The 21,908-nt window shown below is 56.9% G+C and carries 15 protein-coding genes and 2 pseudogenes; 9 read left to right on the forward strand and 8 right to left on the reverse strand.

From position 1 onward, the window contains the following. Nucleotides 1-184 precede the first annotated feature (184 nt). Nucleotides 185-2,312, forward strand: a pseudogene (locus tag ACHHV8_RS27035) (AMP-binding protein). A gap of 31 nt (nt 2,313-2,343) precedes the next feature. After that, entirely contained in the window at nt 2,344-3,540 is a 1,197-nt protein-coding gene (gene lplT / locus ACHHV8_RS27040; RefSeq protein ID WP_395162458.1) for a lysophospholipid transporter LplT, read from the forward strand. Nucleotides 3,541-3,777: 237 nt separating this feature from the next. On the opposite strand, the gene mnmH is transcribed toward lplT, so the two are convergent. Continuing rightward, nucleotides 3,778-4,824, reverse strand: a complete 1,047-nt coding sequence (mnmH, locus tag ACHHV8_RS27045; protein ID WP_395162459.1) for a tRNA 2-selenouridine(34) synthase MnmH — start codon at nt 4,822-4,824, stop codon at nt 3,778-3,780. A 16-nt stretch (nt 4,825-4,840) separates the two neighbouring features. Next, entirely contained in the window at nt 4,841-5,890 is a 1,050-nt protein-coding gene (gene selD, locus ACHHV8_RS27050; RefSeq protein WP_395162460.1) for a selenide, water dikinase SelD, read from the reverse strand. A gap of 210 nt (nt 5,891-6,100) precedes the next feature. Here selD and ACHHV8_RS27055 point away from each other — a divergent pair. The 4 genes and pseudogenes from ACHHV8_RS27055 to ACHHV8_RS27070 all read left to right on the forward strand — a co-directional run bounded on the left by ACHHV8_RS27055 (nt 6,101) and on the right by ACHHV8_RS27070 (nt 12,329). Beyond that, a pseudogene (locus ACHHV8_RS27055) lies at nt 6,101-7,181 on the forward strand (permease). Nucleotides 7,182-7,840: 659 nt separating this feature from the next. Beyond that, nucleotides 7,841-10,798, forward strand: coding sequence for an OmpL47-type beta-barrel domain-containing protein (locus tag ACHHV8_RS27060; protein WP_395162461.1), 2,958 nt, complete (start codon nt 7,841-7,843; stop codon nt 10,796-10,798). 329 nt (nt 10,799-11,127) lie between these two features. Further along, nucleotides 11,128-11,514, forward strand: a complete 387-nt coding sequence (locus ACHHV8_RS27065; RefSeq protein WP_395162462.1) for a MerR family transcriptional regulator — start codon at nt 11,128-11,130, stop codon at nt 11,512-11,514. A 53-nt stretch (nt 11,515-11,567) separates the two neighbouring features. After that, complete coding sequence (locus tag ACHHV8_RS27070) at nt 11,568-12,329, forward strand: SDR family oxidoreductase (RefSeq protein WP_395162463.1); 762 nt, start codon at nt 11,568-11,570, stop codon at nt 12,327-12,329. Between the two features lie 169 nt (nt 12,330-12,498). Here the strand turns inward: ACHHV8_RS27070 and ACHHV8_RS27075 are convergent, their stop codons facing one another. Genes ACHHV8_RS27075 through ACHHV8_RS27095 form a run of 5 tightly spaced genes read right to left on the reverse strand, consistent with a single transcriptional unit; the run spans nt 12,499 to nt 17,877 of the window. Continuing rightward, complete coding sequence (locus tag ACHHV8_RS27075; RefSeq protein ID WP_395162464.1) at nt 12,499-12,846, reverse strand: hypothetical protein; 348 nt, start codon at nt 12,844-12,846, stop codon at nt 12,499-12,501. Between the two features lie 5 nt (nt 12,847-12,851). After that, nucleotides 12,852-14,018 (reverse strand): MBL fold metallo-hydrolase, encoded by a 1,167-nt coding sequence (locus tag ACHHV8_RS27080; RefSeq protein ID WP_395162465.1) that lies wholly within the window; start codon nt 14,016-14,018, stop codon nt 12,852-12,854. Between the two features lie 52 nt (nt 14,019-14,070). Further along, nucleotides 14,071-15,747 carry an ABC transporter permease gene (locus ACHHV8_RS27085; protein ID WP_395162466.1) on the reverse strand — a complete coding sequence of 559 codons (1,677 nt, stop codon included), beginning with the start codon at nt 15,745-15,747 and terminating at the stop codon, nt 14,071-14,073. Between the two features lie 40 nt (nt 15,748-15,787). After that, nucleotides 15,788-16,888 (reverse strand): ABC transporter substrate-binding protein, encoded by a 1,101-nt coding sequence (locus ACHHV8_RS27090; RefSeq protein WP_395162467.1) that lies wholly within the window; start codon nt 16,886-16,888, stop codon nt 15,788-15,790. Further along, on the reverse strand, nt 16,885-17,877 hold the full coding sequence (locus ACHHV8_RS27095; RefSeq protein WP_395162468.1) for an ABC transporter ATP-binding protein: 993 nt from the start codon (nt 17,875-17,877) through the stop codon (nt 16,885-16,887). The genes ACHHV8_RS27090 and ACHHV8_RS27095 overlap by 4 nt, the downstream gene beginning before the upstream one ends. Before the next feature lie 293 nt (nt 17,878-18,170). On the opposite strand from ACHHV8_RS27095, the gene ACHHV8_RS27100 reads away from it, so the two are divergent. From ACHHV8_RS27100 to ACHHV8_RS27110, 3 genes are all read left to right on the forward strand, one after another. Further along, a complete protein-coding gene (locus ACHHV8_RS27100) occupies nt 18,171-19,067 on the forward strand; it encodes a LysR substrate-binding domain-containing protein (RefSeq protein ID WP_395162469.1) in 897 nt (298 codons plus the stop codon). A gap of 182 nt (nt 19,068-19,249) precedes the next feature. Beyond that, nucleotides 19,250-19,750 (forward strand): sigma-70 family RNA polymerase sigma factor, encoded by a 501-nt coding sequence (locus ACHHV8_RS27105; protein ID WP_395162470.1) that lies wholly within the window; start codon nt 19,250-19,252, stop codon nt 19,748-19,750. After that, a complete protein-coding gene (locus ACHHV8_RS27110; RefSeq protein WP_395162471.1) occupies nt 19,747-20,976 on the forward strand; it encodes an anti sigma factor C-terminal domain-containing protein in 1,230 nt (409 codons plus the stop codon). Before ACHHV8_RS27105 ends, ACHHV8_RS27110 begins: the two co-directional genes overlap by 4 nt. On the opposite strand, the gene pyrH is transcribed toward ACHHV8_RS27110, so the two are convergent. Next, nucleotides 20,967-21,704 carry a UMP kinase gene (gene pyrH, locus ACHHV8_RS27115; RefSeq protein ID WP_395162472.1) on the reverse strand — a complete coding sequence of 246 codons (738 nt, stop codon included), beginning with the start codon at nt 21,702-21,704 and terminating at the stop codon, nt 20,967-20,969. The genes ACHHV8_RS27110 and pyrH overlap by 10 nt on opposite strands. Nucleotides 21,705-21,908: the final 204 nt, after the last annotated feature.

Here is a 21,908-nt window from a genome sequence, read left to right on the forward strand (position 1 = left end):
CTAGCACGGGGGTGGGGACTTGTCAATTTCTGTTTAATTGCATCGCCGCCTGCGCCCTGCGGGTAAAAAAAAGGTACTACACCAACTTAGTACTCTGCAACCGCTGCGATTTCCAGTACAATACAATTAACAAATCATCAGTACCTGGTCATAAGGCCAGTCTGCAAAAGAGGAGTCGATTGCTGTGCACCTGCTCATTGCGTTCTTGAAAATCTTGTTCCGCTGGCTGTTCAAGCTGAGACTGAGCGGTCTCGAGAAGCTGGATTTATCGGAGAAAACGATTCTGATGCCTAATCACGTATCACTGATGGACGCGGTGCTGCTCGCTCTATATTTGCCGAGAGAAGCCACCTTCGTCGTCAATACCCGGATCGCCGAGCGGTTCAAGCTGCCGCTTAGGCTGTGCAATTATATTACCGTCGATCCCCTGAATCCCTATTCCGTCCGTACCATGGTCCGTACGGTGCACAGCGGAACACCGCTGGTGCTGTTTCCGGAAGGCCGCATCACGACGACGGGCGGACTGATGAAAATCTATACCGGCATCGCCTACATTGCCCTGCGGACCGGCGCCCGGCTGGTGCCTATCGCAATCAATGGAGCTGAACGCTCGAAGTTTTCTTATATCGGAAGCAAAATAAGAACGGTCTGGTTCCCCGCCGTTTCCATTGAAATCGGCGAGGCGTTCCAGGTCTCGCCCGATCCGCAGCTGCCGATGAAACGGCAGAAGGAGCTGGCCGCGGACCGTATTCTCCAGGCGATGCAGGAGCATCTGCTGCACAGCCGGCTGAAGCGGCAGATCAACCTGTTCGACGAGCTGCGGCTGCAGGCTTCCCTGCACGGATACGGCTGCGTCATCTGCGAGTGACCTGACGCAGCGCTTCACGTACCGCAAGCTGATCCTCGCAGCGCATTTGTTCGCCCGCAAGCTGGCGCCCGAGCTGAAGAAGCAGGACGCCGTCGGATTGCTTCTGCCCAACTCCGCCGCGCATGTCATCGCCTTGTTCGCCTTGTTCCGGCTGGGCAAAGCGCCGGCGATGCTGAACTTCTCCGCAGGACAGCAGAACCTGCTGGACGCGTGTGAAACCGCGCGTCTGCGGACGGTGCTAACGTCGCGGGAGTTTGTCGCGAAAGCGAAGCTGCAGGACGTCGCGGAAGCGCTCGGGCAGCAGGTACGCATCGTGTACCTGGAGGACGTCCGGGCTTCCGTCAGCCGCGGCGACCAGCTCGCCGCCTTGTGGGAGACGGTGAAGAATACACCGGCCGACCGCGGAGCGCGCGACGTGCTGCTCTTCACCTCCGGCAGCGAGAGCAAGCCGAAGGGCGTCGTGCTCGGCCACGAGCAGCTGTTCGCGAACATCCATCAAGCCAAGACCGTGTTCGACTTCACCTCCGCCGATAAGCTGTTCAACGCGCTGCCGATGTTCCACAGCTTCGGGCTGACCGCCGGAACGCTGCTGCCCTTGCTGACCGGCGTCCCGGTGGTGCTCTATCCGAGCCCGCTGCACTACCGCGTCATTCCCGAGGTCGTCTACGACCGGAATGCGACCATATTGTTCGGGACCTCCACGTTTCTGGCCGGGTACGGCAGAGCCGCACACCCGTATGATTTTCACTCGCTGCGCTATGTCGTCACCGGCGCGGAGAAGCTGAAGGACGAGGTCGCCGAGCTGTGGAGCCGGAAGTTCGGCATCCGCATTCTGGAAGGCTACGGAACGACCGAGGCGTCGCCGATCGTATCGATCAACGCGCCGCTTGCCTACAAGCAAGGCACGGTTGGGCGTCCGCTGCCCGGCATCGAATGCCGGCTGGAGCCCGTCCCCGGCATTGCCGCCGGCGGCAGCCTGCACATTAAAGGCCCCAATCTGATGAAGGGCTATCTGATTCATGGCCGCGGCTTCGTGCCGTGCCCGGAATGGTACGATTGCGGAGATGTGGTGGAGCAGGATGAGCAGGGCTTTCTTACCGTCAAGTCGCGGCTGAAGCGGTTTGCCAAAATCGGCGGCGAGATGATCTCGCTGCAGCTTGTTGAAGAAATCGCCGCCGCCTGCTTCGGCCATGCGGGCTTAGCGGCCGTCAGCGTCGCAGACGGCCGCAAGGGAGAGCGGATCGTGCTGTACGTGACGCAGCCCGCCGCTGCCGCCGCGAGTCTGACGGAACTCAAATCGTTCCTCAGCGGCAAAGGCTATTCTCCGCTGCTCGCGCCGTCGCGGATCGAAGCGATCGAGAAGCTGCCGCTGCTTGGCAGCGGCAAGACGGATTACGTCGCGTTGAAACAGCTGGCGGAAGCTCCGCTGAGCGCGAACGTCTAACGAAACGAATGACTGGAAGGGACGATGCAGGATGAAACTAAGCGCCTTGAACGCTTTATATATCACCCAATTTTTATCCGCTTTCGCCGACAATATGTCGTTGTTTGTCATATCGAGCCTGCTAACGCGCAACGGCTTCTCCCCAGAGTCGCTGGCGCTGGTCACCATGGCCTTCTTCCTTCCTTATATTCTGCTGGCCCCGTTCGTAGGGCCAGTCGCCGATAAGCTGCCGAAATCAACCGTACTGGTCATCGGCAATCTCATTAAACTGCTTGGCATCGGAGCGCTCCTGTTCATAGATGCCGCCAGCATCGCTATGCTGATGCTGTGCTACTTTACCGTAGGCGTCGGAGCGGTCGTCTATTCCCCGGCCAAGTACGGCATTCTGCCCGAGCTGACAGGCAGCCCGGAGCAATTATTTCAGGCAAATGCGAGAATCGAAGCGTACACGATTCTAGCCATCCTGACCGGGATCGGCGGGGGCGGCGCGCTCGTCTCGGTGAGCTCCACCGTGCAGGCCGTCCTCCTGTGTGCGGGGATGTACGCTTTATCCCTGGGAATGACTTTCTTCATTCCCCGCATGCCGGGCAATCCGTCCATCCGCTACACCCGGGAAGCCGTGCAGTTTTTCACAAGCTTCGCCCTGCTAATGAACGGGCCTAAAACGCGATTCTCCTTAATCGGAACGGGCGCTTTCTGGATGAGCTCAGCTGTGCTGAGAACGGCGGTGCTGGCCTGGATTCCGCTGGCGCTCGGCTTCAGCCCGGACGATTTCAGCGTTTCACTCATTCTGGCTACCACTTCCATCGGTATTGTCATCGGAGCCTTCCTGGCGCCGAAGCTCATTCAGCTGAGCCGTTTTCACAAAGCGATTCTGTACGGCTTCGGCATGCTGATCCTGATCTTCATCTTTCCTTGGGTGCATCAAACGGCCATTGCGATTGCACTGCTTCTGGCAGTCGGCTGCATGGGAGGCATCTTCATCGTCCCGATGAATACCGTGCTTCAGGAGGAAGGACTGACGCTCGTGGGCTCCGGCAAAACGATCGCCGTACAAAATTTTGTAGAAAACAGCTTGATGCTGATCGGCTCCGGTCTCTACTATTTCGTCGTAGATCAGGGGCTGTCCATCTCGATGGCCATCGTCGTTCAAGGACTGATTATGCTGCTGATCCTCGGATTCCTTCAGCTCAGCGGGCGTCCGAAGAACACGGAAATGACTTATTAGCGGTGTCCTATTCCTACGGCACGGCTGCAGAACTTGGCCCACAGCGCAGCGTGAGATCAAGCAGCGGTACCGCTCGCGAACGCTTGGCGGTGTCCTTGTCGTAACCCGCACATCCATGCCTGGGGAAGAGCTCGGATAGGGAGCTGCAACCAAACCGGGCCGTGACTTCAACAATTTACAAAGGCCTGACCCGCACAAGACCGATAAAGCTCGTGTCTCGTACGGGTCAGGCCTTGTTTATTGCTGCAAAGAGAGAGACATGGCGCCGAGCTGCCCTTTCACCGCCTCCATCGCTTCCGGCAGGCTCGCTGCTTGGATGATAACCGGATCGGTGCTGTACTGCCGGGTGGCATGATCGTACCGCGGATCATAATAATGCTCCAGCAGCAGCTTCACCGCTTCGGCGAAACGGTCCTCCAGCAGATGCGTCTCAATTTCCTTCGCAATCGGCGTATGAATCCGCTTATGGATGTGCCGGAATGCCTGGAGGCAGGCCTCCTTGTGCTCCCACGGCTTGTAATCCTCCAGGATATGCTTGACCCGCTCCTCTATCGGAAGATCGATAAAAAGCTGTACGCCGGCTTCCTTGACGTCCATGATAAAGTCCGGTATGACCGCTTTACCGATCCGTTTGCTCTCGCCCTCCAGAAGGACATAAGGCGCATCGCCTATCCGGATTAGCTCCTCCAGGAGCAGCGACTCGAACGTTTTCTGGTTGTGCGCTCTCAGACCGATGCCTCCGAAAATCGATCCCCGGTGTCCGGCCAGCGCTTCCAGATCGAGCACAGGATAGCCCTGCTCCTTAAGCGAGTGCAGGATCAGCGTTTTACCCGTCCCGGTCAAGCCGTTAATGACATAGCCCTGGGAGTGGAGCTTGAAATGCTCCAGCGTATGAACCACCCAGCGGCGGTATTCACGGATGCCTCCGCTCAGCCGATGCACCCGGATACCCATCAGCGACAGCAGTGTCGCCGTTGTTTTGCTTCGCATCCCGCCGCGCCAGCAGAACACGGCTTTGGGCCCTTCAATCTGCTGGAACGTCTTGATAAAAGCAGGCAGCTTGGCCGAAATCAGCTCCAAGCCTCTTTCTTTGGCTGCCTGAACACTGACCTGCTTGTAAATCGTCCCGATTTCCGCGCGTTCCTCATCGTCAAAAAAAGGAATGTTCCTGCTGCCCGGAATCGTGAAATCCGTATATTCGGACGGAGATCTGACATCAATCAGCGTCACCTTGCCACGGTTGCGAAGCTCCAGCAGTTCCTCTACGTTGATATCTTGAAACAATGCGATTCGCTCCCTTTTAAATAACCGTGATGTGACCCGGATGCTCCGAAACGGCCTCTCCGATAAGGGCTGCCTCCACTCCCGCTTCACGCAATTCGCCCAGCAGTTTCTCCGCCTGATCTCCGGCGACGGAAATGAGCAGACCGCCGGAAGTAACCGCATCGCAGAGGATCCATTGATCGATCTGATCCATCGTCTCAGGGAAGGTGACGGAGCCCTGCAGGTGTGCAAAATTATTTTTGGTTCCGCCCGGGACGAAGCCTTCCTCCGCCAGCTCCCGGACACGCGGCAGGATCGGCACCTCGCTGCTGAACAGGCGCAGTCCGACCTGGCTGCCCTTGGCCATCTCGGAGCCGTGCCCCAGCAGCCCGAAGCCTGTCACGTCCGTGCACGCGTGCACCTCATACGCCGACATCAATTGCGCCGGCGTTTTGTTCAGCGCGGCCATGACCGCGGTCACCCGATCTACCTCGGCCTCGTTCAGCTTGTCCTTCTTGATCGAGGTGGTCAGGATGCCCACTCCGATCGGTTTGGTTAGAATAAGCTTGTCGCCCGGCTTCGAGCCGGCATTGGTCCGCACCTGATCCGGGTGAATGAGCCCCGTGACCGCCAGTCCGAACTTGGGCTCATTGTCGTCGATCGAATGGCCGCCGACTAGCGTAATGCCCGCTTCCTTCAGCTTGTCGCCCGCGCCCCGCAATATGTCCGCCAGCACCTGCTTGTCCAGCGTTTTGATCGGAAAGGCAACAATGTTCAAAGCCGTCAGCGGCGTCCCTCCCATCGCATAAATATCGCTGATTGCATTGGCGGCGGCAATTTGCCCGAAAGCGTACGGGTCGTCCACAATCGGAGTAAAAAAATCGACGGTTTGCACGAGTGCCAGCTCGTCGTTCAGCTTGTATACTCCAGCATCGTCGCTGGTATCGATTCCGACCAGAAGATTCGGGTTCGGCACGGCTGCCGGAAGACTGCGGATTACCTGGCTGAGGTCCGCAGGCCCGATTTTGCAGCCGCAGCCTCCTTTGGTGGAGTAAGAGGTCAATTTAATTTTTTCGGCGGATGCCATTTGGAATCATTTCCTTTCTATTATATAAATTTCATTATTTCCTTTTGTAGAGAAACAATATCATTATAATACTGAAGCGATAAGAATGGAATTTTTAGCTTGTATTACGCGGACGGTTTACAGCTTTCTCTACGGCCGGCTCGTGTTATAATGGAATCTGTCTCTAATCGTGCAAGCTTTGAAATCCATTATCGTCCTTTGGAGGAATGTATGTCTCAATACAATGCCGCATCGAATCAAGAACCGGTTCACAGCAAAGCAAGGCTGGTGCTTTATGCCGCTATTTTTCTGATCGTCGCCATTGCCGGCTTAACCTATGTCAAATGGGTTCCTTACTACCATAAGGCATTCGACGCAGCCGCCAAGCATTCCATAGGCGCTTCCATCGTTTCCGGCACGAATCCCTTTGCGCCCGGCCCTTCATGGAACAGCGCCTGGGAATATGCCAAAGCTTACTATACGTCCGTCTGGAAAGCCGCCGTCCTCGGGATCGTGCTCGGCTCGCTGGTGCAGGTGCTGATTCCCTCCGCCTGGCTGCTGCGCGTTCTGGGCAATAGCAATTTTAAAAGCACCGCTCTGGCGGGAGTCGCTTCCCTCCCCGGCATGATGTGTACCTGCTGCGCGGCTCCGCTGGCGGTAGGCTTACGCAAAAGGAACGTATCGGTCGGCGCCAGCCTCGCCTTCTGGCTGGGCAATCCGACGCTGAACCCGGCGACGCTCATTTTCATGACCTTCGTGCTGTCATGGAAATTTACGCTGCTTCGCCTCGTATTCGGATTGATCTTGACCTTCGGGGTCAGCTATTTCGCGAACCGCTTCGCCGATCGGACGATGCCGCCGGCACAAATCGGACCGGCTCGTCGAGGAGCAAAGCAAATTACCCTCCGGTTCCCTGCTGAGCCGCTGGCTGCAAAGCGCCTGGAGCATGATCCTTCACATCGTTCCGGCTTATGTGATTGCCGTGCTGCTGCTGGGCGCCGCCAGAGCCTGGCTGTTCCCGGCGATCGGCGAAGCCGGTGCGGGCGGCCTGCTGGCCATTCTCGGCTTTGCCGTCGCAGGAACCTTGTTCGTCATTCCGACGGCCGGGGAAATTCCGATCGTTCAAACGATGATGTCCTTCGGACTCGGTACCGGCCCCGCTTCCGCGCTGCTGCTGACGCTTCCCGCAGTCAGCCTCCCGTCGCTGCTGATGATCTCGAAGTCGTTCCCCAGACGGGTGCTGTTCTTCGTCGGCTTCGCGGTCATCCTGCTCGGGATCGCTTGCGGCCTTGCCGGTATGCTGCTGCTGTAAAAAGCACCGCACGGCAGCCGAGGCCGTTGAAAAAGTCATTGCTGCGAGTACGGAATATTCTTCCGATCGCTGTTGTCCCTGTATTTCTCTGATTATATTCCGCTTATAGCGGTTGAAATCCAGGGACAAAGGCGAACGCTTACGCTTCTACAGAACATTTCCGTACCCCCCGTAAGTTTTTCAGTGACCTCCGGCAGCCTCGCCATAGCATCGCCCGAATGTAAGCCTGACCTGCTTCTCCTGTTTTAGAGGAGGCGCAGGTCTTTTTTTGCCTGTCCGCTGTGCTTAAGCCTGAAATACGGCCGCCGCCCCGAATGAGTATGGTAGCATGCAGCAAATCAAAGGGGAGTGAACGATGGTGGATAACGAAATCGAATTGGCCGTCGAAAAAATCGAGCAGTTGAATTACCGCAACCAGAAGGCCAGTACCAGGATATGAAAACAAGGTAGCAGATCCTTTGATTACTGCACAGCATAGGGCAGGCAGAGGCCCGGGAAACTTTTTTCATTATCGGATGCGGCTATGAGCCTTCCCGCTCATTTTGCTGTTCTTGCTAGTCCAAAGTCCCTATTTTTACCAAAGTTTATCATTCCTTACACCTCGTTCATGATAAACTTGGGGTGTCATTTTATACTTTCTCAATAGATGGAGGAATCAGATGAGGAAACCACTGAATTGGAAAGCAGCACTGATCCGGACGGCACTTGCTCTTGCTCTCGCCTTTCCTGTACAAGCCTCCCTTACCGGCGGACCTCCGGCAGCCTTGGCCGAAGGCCCAAGCGATCCCGCCCCTTTCATCAATCCCAGGATAGTCAACGAGCATGCCGGTAAAAAGATTTTGTTCGACAACACGCACGGGCAGACGGCCGGCGCGGCGGACTGGGTGATCGACGGCGGTTTTTCCGACTTCGGCAATGCCTTGGCCGACGACGGCTACTATGTGAAAGAGCTGCGCAAAGCGGCGCCCATCACGCTGGACGACTTGCAGGGCTATGATGTGTTCGTCATCGGAGAAGCGAACATTCCTTACAAGACGTCCGAGCAGACAGCCATGCAGCAGTATGTTCAGAACGGCGGCAGCATTTTTTTCATCGCCGACCATTATAATGCCGACCGCAACAAAAACCGCTGGGACGCTTCCGAGGTGATGAACGGCTACCGCAGAGGCGCGTGGGAAGATCCAGCCAAAGGCATGAGCGCTGAGGAACGCAATTCCGCCGCCATGCAGGGGGTTGCCAGCTCCGACTGGCTGAATGAGAACTTCGGAGTCCGATTCCGCTATAACGCGCTCGGGGATATCATCACGGACCGGGTCGTTGCGCCTGAACAAGCGCTGGGCATTACTAGCGGCGTATCCACGGTAGCTATGCATGCCGGGGCGACCCTGGAAATTCTGGATCCGACGCGCGCCAAGGGCATCGTCTATCTGCCTCAGACGAATGAAGCCTGGGCTAATGCGGTCGATCAAGGCGTCTATAACGGCGGAGGTACAGCCGAAGGACCTTATGTGGCCATTTCCAAATCCGGGCTCGGTAAAGCTGCATTTATCGGCGATTCCTCCCCTGTGGAAGATGCCACTCCTAAATATGTGCGGGAAGAAAACGGCCAGAAGAAGACGACTTATGACGGCTTCAAGGAACAGAATGACGGAAGGCTGCTCGTGAATCTCATCAACTGGCTGAGCACCGAAGAAAGCTACACCAAGCTGAGCGACGTCAGCGGTCTGCAGCTTGACCAGCCGACAGCGCTGCTGCCGTTCGAAGCGCCTGAAGCTTCCACCGAGCCGCAAGCCGAGCCTTGGGCCGCTCCGGAAGCAGGCTACAAATGGTGGGATGCCTCCACCTTCAAAGCCGGCTCCTACGGCGGGCCTGCCGCAGCGGCCTCCGCAGCGTACAGCTTCGTCCATCAGCCGCAGCTGCCGAACGCGCAAAATTTTCAGATTCGCGTCGCAGCGGATCATCTGCCGCCTTACAGCACGGTGTCCGGCTTCAGCGCAGGCATCTATCTGGCCGGCGGCACCCAGGTAGCGCAGGTGCAGAATGCCGACGGAACCTGGCCCACAGCTTATGGCTACAGCTCCGCGTTCAGCTTGACGGCTGACGGTCTGGGCCATGCGTACAAGGATCTTGATATACGGATCAAGCCGGGTACGAGCGGTGCAGCCAGCCTGCGTCTAAGACAGAACGGCAGCAACCTTATAACCGAAGCCGTGACTCTCGCCAATGTGCCTGCGGAGCCGCTGCCTGAGGACAAGCCGCCGGTACCGGATAAAATCTCCGTCGCCGAAGCGCGGACGAAAGCCGACAACACCTTGGTAACAGTCGAAGGCGTCGTGACCACCGAGCCGGGCGCGTTCGGCGGACAAGCCTTCTACTTGCAGGATGCGACTGGCGGCATCTATGTGTTCCAAAGCGAAAGCGGCTTCCATCAAGGAGACACGGTTTCCGTGTCGGCTCCGCTCGCTCATTACAATACCGAGCTGGAGCTCGCTTCCCCGGTTGCCATCGCCAAAACAGGCACCTTGGAGCTGCCTGCGGTGAAATCTGCCGCTGCCGTCAGTGAAGAGAATCAGGGCCAGTTGCTCGAATTGGCGAATGTGACCATCCGCAATGTAATCAGCGCGACGCCTGCAGGCTCCTTCGAATTTGACGCGGTTGCGGGCACCGCCGTCAACCATGTCCGGGTCGACGGCCGAACGGGACTAACCCTCGACACCTTCCCCTATCAGGAAGGTCAAGTCGTTACGGTGCGGGGAGCCGGGGCGATCTTCAAAGGCGTGTATCAGCTGAAGCCTCGCGGATTAGCCGACTTCTCCGGCGATACGACAGCCCCGGTGACCGCTGCGTCCTTATCCGGCGCACCTAACGATGCCGGATGGTACCGCGAGGATGTGACCGTCACCTTATCGGCCGAAGATACAGGAACAGGGGTCGCTTCCACCTGGGTCCAAACGAACGGCGGAGCCTGGACCGCGTATACCGCGCCCCTTACTCTCGGTTCGGAAGGAACAACCGGCCTGCAATTTTATTCCATCGATGCCTCCGGCAATGAGGAACCGGCGCAATCGTTAACGGTGCGTCTGGACAAAACAGCGCCGGCGGTCACCTTGACCGAATCCGGCCAAGCCGTGCACAGCGTAACTGACGATGCAGCGTTGCAGTTTGAGCTGCAGGCATCCGACGCGTTATCCGGCATCGTCTCGCAAAAGCTTCTGCTGGACGGTAAGGAGATTGCTTCCGGTCAAACCATACAAGCCAAGGATATCGGACTGGGCACCCATACGGTGCAGGCTCACGCCGAGGATGCGGCAGGCAATGCCGCAGACCGAAGCGTCAGCTTTGAAGTCGCGTTCAGCACCAGCTTCACCGCAGTTCACAGCTTGATTGCGCAGCTCGACAGCAGCGGCCAGTTTAAAAACAACGGCGAGGCCCATTCGCTGGACGCCAAGCTGTCTACGGCGGAGAAGCAGCATGAGAAAGGCCATACCGATCAGGCGGTCAAGCATTTGAACGACCTGCAGGATGCCATCAATAAGGATGAGGCCAAAGGGAAAATGACGGCAGCCGCCAGACAGCAGCTATTGCAGCACGTCAATTATTTGCTTGACGCGCTGTAAAAGTAAATTGTCCCAATAAGAGACACAAGCGGCAGCCATGATCCGGGAAACCGAGCAGGATAGGATAGGATCCCCTCCAAGCAGACAAGTGCAAAAGAAAGCGCACGACGGTCTGCTTGGAGGGGATTTTTTTGATGGCGAATTGCACAGGAACCGTTGATCGCATGAAGCGGGATGCTGCAGCTCCTTTGCCAGGGAACAAGACAATGCAGCTTGATCCAAATGGCTGATTTCTCTGACGGTCTAAAATATTTACTATTGACTTAAACCATGGTTTAAGTCGTATGCTATTCCTGTCGGCATTGAAAGATCAATTTGGAGGCCTCCAGATGAAGTATTGTTCCATAAGCGAAGCGTCAGCCAAGTTCCATATTCCGGAATCCACATTACGTTATTACGAAAAAAAAGGACTTCTGCCGCTAATCGAGCGTGACGAAGCCGGGAGGCGGTTATTTTCGGAAAACCAAATGGCGCTCCTGGAAACCGTCATTTGTTTAAAAAACACGCACATGCCCATAAGCGAGATCAAGCAGTATATTGACTGGATCGTAGAGGGGGAAAGCACAACCCGGCTCCGCCTTGACATGATGCAGAATCACAAGCAAGCTGTGCTGGCCGAAATTTCCCTGATGACCGAATCCTTAAAAGGAATCGATTTCAAAATTACACGCTATACAACCGCGCTCGGGAAAGAAATAAAGAAGGATAAGCCATAATAAATCTGTTCTTACTGAGAATCAACAAAACCATGGACAAGAGGAGAATGATCATGAAGCTTGCAGGAAATACAATCCTTATTACAGGCGGAAACGCCGGGATAGGTCTGGCTTTTGCGGAGCGCTTTATTCAAGCTGGAAATAAAGTTATCGTTTGCGGACGACGGGAGGAGGCGCTTCAAAATGCGAAACAAAAGTTCCCGAGCCTGATTACTCGTGTAAGCAATTTGGACAGCGAATCCGAGCGGACAGCCTTGTTCGACTGGGTAACGGCCAACTATCCCGAGGTGAATGTATTAGTGAACAATGCCGGGATTCAACAGCGGTTTAATGTGTTAAAAGCCGATGCGAAAAACAATTGGAGTTATTTCAATCAAGAAATCACAACCAACATAGAAGCGCCTTTCCATCTTGCTATGCTGTTCGCTCCTTTTTTTGCGGCAAAAGAAGCGGCGGCTATCATCAACGTGACCTCGGGGCTAGCCTTTACACCTTTCGCGATTGCTCCGATTTATTCCGCAACCAAAGCGGCGCTTCATTCCTTTACCGTGAGTTTAAGACACCAGCTTTCCGCTACCTCTGTTGAAGTCATTGAAGTTGCGCCGCCGGCGGTCAATACCGATTTGGGCGGAGCGGGACTGCATACGCAGGGAGAGCCGTTGGACGCGTTCGCGGACGGTATTTTCAAAGGACTGGAAGAGGGAAAACAGGAAATCGGATACGGCTCTTCTGTGAATCGCCTGCGCATGTCACGCGATGAAGTCGATGCGCATGCTGAAAATATGTACAATGCTATGAAAAACGCAATTGAATAATCGATAAAGTAACAGGAATGTTGTTTTGGAGCCGGTTTGATATTAAAAAGAAAACTCGCCGCAATGGCGAGTTTTTTGTGCTCCTTTGGACATCGGTAGTCACGGCAAGTTCTTGCGCTGCAGCCGAAAATGCGCAGCGCTCCGGCTTGGCCGCGTTCTGAAGCCCTCCTCACAGAGGCAGCTTCAGCGTGTCTCCGGCCGCAAGCGAGTGGAGGTTCACAGCCCCCTCGCTTCTCAGCTTTTCCACCAGCGCATCCGTCCGGCGCTTCCCCGCATGCACGAGCAGCGTATGTCCGCTTTGCACAAGGCCCAGCATCCGCCTGACGTCAGGCAGGCCCTGATGCACCTTGTACCGGACGAAGTGCACGCGGCGCTTCCCTTGCTTCGGGACAGACTCTGTTCCCTGCTCCAGCTGGAGAGAGGTGTCCCGTTTCCGGGCTTGGGGCTCCGCCTGGCTGCGGGGCTGCTCCCGGTTCGGTTCCTGGCACCGCTCCGGGTGCGGCTCTTGATTCGGCACTTGGCTCAGCTCCAGGCTTTCCTCCCGGTTCGGCTGCCGCTCCTCTTTTCCAGCTCCTGCTCCGCCTGCAAAAGCCGCTCCCCGAAGCTTCCCCGGGCCAAATGCCCGGTCAAAATAACGGCGTAACGGCCCTGCTCCCGCAGCAGTTCGTAATAACGGCGGCACTTTGCCGACTGCATCATACCGTCGTTCGTGAAAATGATACCGGCCGGCGCCGACGCTATCGCAGCCTGACGTTCCGTCTCGCCGGCTGCAGCCTGGATATGCGGGCTGGCCATGAACCGTTCGAGCCTTGCCGCGGCGCCCTCTTTCAGCCACTCCTGCTGCGCGAGCAGCTCCCCGAGCGCGGTCATCAGCTCCCGCTCCACAAGCAGCGGCGTTCCGGGGAACGTTTCCTGCGCCCATACCATCAGCTCCTGCCCTCTCCCGTAGGTCGGCACCGGCAGCAGCACCCAGGCATTCTCCAGCAGCGTCTCCCGGATTTGCCGTTCCAGCCGGTCCAGCAGCGCCTCCTGCTCTTCCTCGTCCGTTCCGTAAGCGGCCTCGACAATGGATAAGCACGGCTTGGTCCCGGATCGCGCCGATGGCTTGGACGGCCGCAGCACCGGCAGCAGCGGCACCATCGCGGCGGGAGCATCGGCTTCCAGCAAGCCGGATTCCGCGGTATAGTCGCCGGAATAGAAGACCCGCTCGCCCTCCACGTCGAACAGGAACCAGACCGAGCCGGCCAGATGGCCGCTGCGGCCCCAAGCAACGCTCAGGCCGGGAGACAGCTCCAGCCATTCCCCCGGCCGCACCGCGTCATCGATGTAGGCGAAGGAAATCGCATCGATATCTTTATCTTCATAAGGAAGCTCCGCCTGCTGACCGGCGGCATACTGCTTCCATGCCGCGAAGTAAGCCGGCAGCTGCCGCTTCGTCGCGCGTGTCGTCCATACTTTGCCGGCATACCCCATCCGGTATAATAAAGGCAGTGCCATTGAATGATCTTCATGGGCATGCGACAGAAAAACCGCATCCAGCTGCCGCACAATGCTTTCCTCACACAGGGGATAGATTCCCCCCTGTTCTTTTTTTCCCCCGCAGTCCAGTAAAATACGGGTTTGGCGATGTTCAATCAGATAGCAAGAGCGGCCATGCTCGCCGGCGCCGCCCCACACAGTTGCTTGCATACGTTCACACTCCACCTGTCATAACTTAGCATATGCTTCAGGCAGGCCGCATTTAAGGCCCGCCAATGGTTCTCTTCTCCAGCAGCTTGTTCAATCCGAGCAGCAGAATTGTCGTCAGTCCGACTGAGACCACCGCCATCGACATCCCAAGCGATACTTTGCCCTGCTCGAACTGGGCGAAAATATACGTCGCGCTCGTTTCCATCGAAGGAGGCAGGATCATCAGCGAAGCTACCAGCTCTCGGACCGAGATCGTAAAGGTCATCATCCAGCCGGCCAGCATGCCCGGGAGGATCAGCGGCAGCAGAATGCGCCGGAAGATATAGAACCCGCTGCCGCCGAATACTTTGCCCGCTTGAAACAGCGAAGCGTCCAGCTGCGCGAAATTCGCTTTGACATATTGAACCGTGTAAGGCAGGAAGAAGACCACATAGGTCAGCACCACCATGCCGTACGTGTTATAGAGCCGGACCGGCATCCAGGGCGCGTTCCAGAGCAGAATCAGTCCGACCACCATGACGATCCCCGGCACGGTATTGGGCAGCAGGCTGAACAAATCCGTCAGCCGCTCCGAACGGGTGCGGGAACGATGAATCATCAGCGCGAAGAAGGTGCCCAGGACGACCGAAATCGTCGCCGCCGTCAAGGAAAGGCTCAAGCTGTTCAGCAGCGCCTCCATGCTTCTGGAGCCCCAGGCCAGCAGCTCGATATAATATTGGAACGTAAAATTGCCCCAGGCAAGGCCTACGCCGCGAAGCTTGAGCAGCGAGGCGGTAATAATGGAGAAATACGGAATGACGACAGACAGTCCCAGCAGCGCCGCCACATACAGCCACGCCAGCGCCCGCTGCCATGCGGTCAAGCGGAGCACGGTAACTCGCACCCCCTTCCCTCCGATCATCGCGTACGTATACCGCCGGCTGATCACCGTCTGTACATACCAGATCAAAAGGCAGGTGCCGAGCAGCAGCGAAGCCAAGGAGGTCGCCTGCCCGAAATCGATCGGCCAGCTGGAAATATATTTGTGAATCTCGGAGGTAAGCACGTAAAAACCGATTTTCCGCCCGAACGTGGCGGGAGTTCCGAACTCCGCTATCGTTTTGACGAAAATGAGCAGCGCTCCCATCGCATAACTGGACAATAACAACGGCATCACAATACGCCTGAACGTATACAGGAAAGTTCCCCCGTGAACGCTCGCCGCTTCCTCCTTGCTCCCCGCGATCTGAACGAGCGCGTTGCGCAGGATCAAATACAGGAAAGGAAACAAATGAAAGCTCATAATGGCGGTCATCCCGAACAAGCTGAAAAAGCCCTGGGTCCAAGCCGCCGAAGCGGGAATCAGCTGCTCCATGTACCCGTTGGTCTGCATGAACAGAATCCATCCCATCGAGCCGATGTAGGGCGGCGTCATGAAAGGAATCAGCAGCACAACGTCCAGCCACGTATGCCGCTTCAAGTCGGTGCGCGATAAAATCCACGCCAGCGGCAGCGCCAATACGGTCGTTCCCGCCACGACGGCGAGCCCCAGCCCGATCGAATTCAGGAACACTTCGCCCAGGCTGCTGCTCATCAGCGTGCGCAGCGGAGCGAGCCAATCCCAGCCCGTTTCGGTCTGCACGCTTGTCAGCAGAATTAAAACAAGAGGGATGACCACCAGCACCGCCAAAATTAACAAGGCAAGCGTCATCCCAAGCTTTTTCACTGAAATCAAGGTTGTTGTCTGCATGATTGTCACATCTCTATCTGTTTAAAGGTGAATGCATCGCTTATTTAAACAGCTGGCTGAACTTCTTCGTCACCGCATCGCCATTGGCGTCCATCCAGGCCCAGTCCACTTTCATCTGCGGAATTTGATCTACACCCGGACGATCCTTCGCCGGAACATCCTTCCGGCCCGGCAGCAGGTACGTGTCGGCAACCATCTTCTGCACTTCGTCGGACAGCAAGTAGTCGATGTACGCCTTGGCGGCATCGGCATTTTTCGTCGTCTTGATAATCGCCGCCGGACGCGGGCTGATAACCGTGCCGCTTGCCGGATAGATCATATCGACCGGCTCGCCCTTCGCTTTGGCCTGGTACGTCATGTAGTCGACGCCTGCCGCCACGATGCTTTTGGCTCCGGTGATGATCGGATCCAGTGCCTCCTGATTGGCGCCCGCCATGGCCATGCCGTTCTTTTTATACTGCTCCAGCAGCTCCCAGCCTGCGTCCCCTTTACCGCTCAAGTAGCCTGTTACAAAATCAAGCGCAGAGCCGGACAACGCAGGGTCGGGAATGTTCACCTTGCCCTTCCATTCTTCCTTGGTCAGGTCGGCCCATTCCTTCGGCGGATTCGGTACCAGCTTCGTGTTGAAGCCGATGCCAAGCGCCGAGGCGCTGTAGCCGAAGAAGCTGCCGTCCTTGTCGGACCATTCGGGAATCAGCTTGTCCGCATTCTTCGCTTCCTTGTATTCCATCGTCAAGCCGCTCCGCTTCAAGCCTTGAGCGGACGGCAGCGATGCAAGCACCACGACGTCGACTACGGGATTCGCCTTCTCCGCTTCCATCCGGGATAAAATTTTGCCTGTCGTGCCCTGGAACATTTCGATTTTCACACCGGTTTTGGCTTCATAGCCTTTTTGAATCGCTACCGCCAAATCGTTGGGACCCGCGCTGTAGACGACCAGCTTGCCGCTTAGCTTCTTGTCTTCCTTGGTGTTCTCGGCCTTAACCTCTTTCACCGGCTGCTCCGCCTTCGGAGCAGCGCCGTTCGCCGCTGAGCTTGCCGTCTTGTCGGCCGGACCCGCCGTACCGCATCCTGCAGCCCCGAAACCTACCATCGCCGTTAACAATAATAAAGCCCCCTGCTTCAATCCTTTAATCTTCATTGATTTGCCGCCTCCCTGAGTGTCGTAATTTCGTGAATATCCTCTCTCGCTACGTAAATCTCAAGCTCCCGCCCAATAGGCATACGCTCCCGGTGATACGCTGTCCACGTGCCCAGACTGCCCATATCCAGCTGAATTTCATAACGGTCCCCCAAATAGCTGATGCTGCGAACGGAGCCTCTGTAAGCATCCGTTCCCGGTCCGTGCGCCCAGCGGATCTGCTCGGGACGAATCACAAGCCTTTCCTTGTCCCGGTCCAGCCAATTGGACTTGCCGATAAACCGGGCGACGAACGGGTGGGACGGACGGTGGTAGATGTCCTCCGGACGTCCTGCCTGGATGACGCGTCCCGCCTGCATGACGATAATTTCATCCGACATGGACATCGCTTCCAGCTGGTCATGCGTAACATACAGCGCGGTCAGCCCGATGCCCCGCACCAGGCTCGTCAGCTCCATCCGCAGCTCGTCGCGCAGCATCGCATCCAGCGCGCTGAGCGGCTCGTCAAACAGCACGAGCTGCGGCTTGGTCACAACGGCTCTGGCAAAAGCGACCCGCTGCTGCTGACCGCCCGACAGCTGGTGAGGATACCGCTGCTCCATTCCCTCCAGCCGGACCATCTCCACCGCTTCCTGGACAGCGGTTTTCAGCTCCTTGGAGCGGCCCGCCGCTCGCAGACCGAACGCAATGTTCTCGAATACGGTCATATGCGGCCACAGAGCGAAATCCTGGAACACCATGCCGAAGCCTCTGCGGCGGGGAGCCTTCTCCAGCCTTTGGGCGCTGGAGAAGATGACCTCTTCCCCGAGCCGGATATCGCCCCGGTCGGGGGTTTCGAGACCGGCGATCATCCGCAGCAGCGTCGTTTTGCCGCATCCCGACGGGCCGAGCAGCGTCGTAAAGCTTCCCTTGCGGATGGTCAGGTCCGTCGGATGCAGCGCTTGCGTGGACCCGAATTTTTTTTCCAAACCTCGAATGACTAAATCCATTTGGCGTCCCTTCCTATCTGTCATGCTAGTTTCAGTTTAGAAGGGAACCTTCATCGAAGTGTTATCGTCACGTAAATGTTTTGTTAATTTTATCAATGATATCTATTCATCTTTATAGATTTTATCTATAATGACCAAAGACGGAAGACGGCGGCTTACACATTTCTTTGGAGCGCTAAGGCCGCTCCAAGCCGCAGCGGCAACAGGAACCTAACGGTTGAACCAAGCGATCCGCTGCGGCATGAACCGCCCGAACCGCCCGACATCTAATCCATGGCAAGGAGCTGCCCCTGATGAATCTGCTGAAGCTGCAAATCGTAGAACTGCTGGAAAAGCATAAGAAAATAACGTTAGTCGCCGAAGCGCTGAACCTCAAGCAGCCCACCGTCTCCTTTCACATGAAAACCTTGGAGCAGGAGCTCGGCGTCCAGCTGTTCGAGTCGCGTGCCGGGCGGGTATTGTTAACCGAGGCCGGCCGGTCGCTGTATCACTACTCCGTCAAAATCAATTCGCTGGCCCAGGAAGCTGAGCGGGTTGTAAAGGAGTACGACCATCTGGGCCGAGGCTCCTTGAAGCTTGGAGCGAGCTATGTGCCGGGCACTTATATTTTGCCGCGGATGCTGAGCAGCTTTGCCAAGAGCTACCCGCGTATCCACCTGTCCATGGTGGTCAAAACCGCACCGGTCATCAGGGAGATGCTGCTGAACCACGAGATCGATATCGGGATTATGTCCTGCGAGCCGTTCCAGCTGCCCCCGCTGGCGGGCGAAACCTTTTGCGAGGACGAGCTTGTGCTTATCTGCTCCCCCCAGCACAAGCTGGCGCGCTCGCCGCAGCTGTTCCCTGACCAGCTCGAAGAGGTGCCGTTCGTCCTGCACAGCCAGGAATCCAGCACCCGGCAAATGACAATGAAATGGGCTCAGAGCAACCGGATTGAGCTGAACGGGCAGCTCGAGCTCGATTCGCTGGAGGCGATCAAGCAGACCGTGCTGCTGGGAGAGAGCGTATCGTTCGTATCCCGTCTGGCGGTCGCCTCCGAGGTCGAGCGCGGCGAGCTGACGTTCCGCCCGATTCCGCAAAACCCGTTCAAGCGGTACGTGTACTACGCACATAATTTGGACCGAAGAGCCTCCGCCGTTATGGACAGCTTCATTGAGCATTTGCTGCAATCCGCATCGTCTGAGCTCTGAGTTCAGTCGGAACACCCGGCACTGGGGGACTTTTTATGCCTGGGCGCCATTCGAAGTGAAGTATTTACAACACCTTCATATGCAGTTGACATTGCCATAACCTTTTATCCGATAAAGCCGGTCTTTCGTCAAAGCTGTAACTTTTCCCTGATTGAAACGTGTATAGAGTGAGGGGGGGAGAGATGAAACGGCATTCGCTTGACAGCATGTATCAAATGTATGTAAACGACGTGTACCGGTATCTGCTCTCCCTCTGCCGGGATCGCCATACTGCCGAGGATCTGGTGCAGGAAACGTTTTACCGGGCGTATTTGTACCTGGAGCACTGCAAGGACGACAAGATCAAGCCTTGGCTGTTCCGCGTCGCCTACAACGCCTTCATCGATTCCTACCGGAAGGAGAAGCGCAGCGTGCCGGCGCAGCCGGAATTTTTTCACGGGCTTGCGGACGGTCGGACGCCGGAGCAGCAGTGGCTGCAGCAGGAGCTGTGGGAGAGTATCGGGACCGCGATCGCCGGTCTTCCGGCCAATCAGCAGCAGGCGATCCTGCTGTATGATTTTCACGGCTTCACTTATCAGGAAGCCGCCGGCATTATGGGAGTACGGCTGTCCCATTTCAAAATACTGCTGTTCCGCGCAAGACAATGCGTCAGAGAGCGGAAGGAAAGGACGGAGCGGGAATGAGCGAGGAATTCAAGCGCCGGCTGCAGGCGTATGTGGAAGGCAGGCTGCACGGCAGCGACAAGGAGCAAATGGAGCAGGAGCTGGCCAAATTGGAGGCTTATCAGGCCTATCTTGAAGAACAGTTGGAGATGACGCAGCAGGTCGAAGCCGCCGACGGTGAAAGCCCTCGCGAAGCTCCTGCATGGGCGAACGCCGCCGGTCATGCAGGTACTTCGGCATGGCCGCCGCAGAAGGAAGCCGCCCTGCTGCGCAGAGGCAAATGGAAGGCGCGGCTGCATACCGCGCTCACGGCTATAGGCATCGTGATCGGGGCGACGCTGCTTAGCGCCATCCTTACGAGCCTCTATTACGGCACCGGAGGCCGCGCCGGAGCCTACCAGGATGCGGTCGCTTCGGCTATCGCGGTGACCCGCCCCAACCTGGCGGTCAGCGGATCCAGCAGCTCGGGCGCTTTTTTTACGATGGACTACCGGGGGCAGTTGACCAAAACGATCGGAGCGTCGCAGACGACCGTCGGCGACATGCAGCTAAAATTTCTGCTAGGCTATCCCGGCGTGGAGCAGACGGCATGGCGGGGCGATACGAACAGCGGCAATGGTTTCTACGTCTTCCAGCTGCCCGGCTCGGCTCCGTCTATGGACAGCAGCCAAGCTTGGAAAACGCTCGACAAGCTGCCCGAGGGAACCGTCGCGGAAGCTTTCATCTCGCTGGACCGTCTGGTTTCCACCGATGAGCTGCTGCAGCGCTTCAAGGATAAAAATTTGCAGCCCCTGTGGCTTGCCGCGTTTACCGGCGAACAAGCCGGCGGGAATGACTTGGGCATCGTAGCGCACCCGACCGGCTTTCCCGCGATGCCCCTATGGCATCGTGCGGATATGAAGGTAGTGAGCCATACCGAGGAAAAAAAAGGCTGGCTAGGCACCGTCGTGACCGAAAGCTCCTCCTCGCCCGGCGTTCAAGCGTATGGCGACGGGGCGGTTCGCGACCGTAATTTTCTGGATACGCTGCATGTGCTGCAAGCTTATCCATCGGTCGCCAAGCGCCTTGCCCCGTGGCTCGCTCTCGACGCGAGCGCCAGCTATCTCGAAGCGAACGGCGTTCAGCTGTACGGCGTTGTCGTAACCGGGCCGGCGAAGGAGCTGCTGAAGCTGAAGGCAGAGCCTTGGGTAGCAAGCCTCAGAATTGGCGATGTCCGGTTGTGGAGCTGGTTCGACCTTCACTCATAGGCGAGGATCGAATGCTTGCTGATCAGCGTCCCGTGATCGTTCCCTTGGCAAATATCTTTCATCGAGCCGGGACGGTCGAAATTAAACACATGGATAGGCAGACTATAGTCCCGCGCTAGAATAAACGCGCTTTGATCCATCACCTTCAGCTGATTGGCAATGACGTCGTCATAGTGCAGCGACTTGTATTTACGGGCGGCCGGGTCGAGCTTCGGGTCGGCTGTCAGGACGCCGTCCACGCCCTGCTTCGCTACGAGCAGCGCCTCGCAGTTCACTTCAATCGCCCGCTGGACGGAGGGATAATCGGTTGTCACATAAGGCTGCCCGTTGCCCCCGGCAAACAGAACGATATATCCCTTCTCCAGATGGTGCATGGCCCGCAGTCGGATATAGGGCTCGGCTACCGAGGTTGTCGGGATCGCCGACATGACCCGGACTTCCCTCGCCGTTTTGGCTTTCAAGACTCCTCTGAGCATCAGGCTGTTAATGACAGTCGCAAGCGTGCCGATATTGTCCGCTTCCGCCCGTTCGATTCCCCACTCCTCCGCCATATTGCCGCGGAAGATGTTTCCGCCGCCAATGACAATCGAAACCTCCACTCCCATTTCCACGACCGATAAAATTTCGTTCGCAATATGGTTCAGCCTCTCGGGTTCAAAACCGAATTCGCTGCTGCCGGCAACGGCTCCGCCGCTCAGCTTGACTAGAATTCTACGATATCTGCTCAAGGAAGCACCTCCACAAGATTCAGGGTTCGCCATCGTTCTGCGCGAGTGTTTGAAGTATTGAAGCATATGGAACGCCGGCTCGATGTATTCATGGACACGGATAAAAATAAAACACTAAAGCAGCATCGGCTTTAGTGTTTCGAAAAAGAGGCGGAACGATGAAATAACGTGCGGCCGGCCAAGGTGCCGTAGGCATATTCATCG

The organism is Paenibacillus sp. TAB_01 (assembly GCF_043945595.1).
Lineage (GTDB): Bacteria > Bacillota > Bacilli > Paenibacillales > NBRC-103111 > Paenibacillus_S.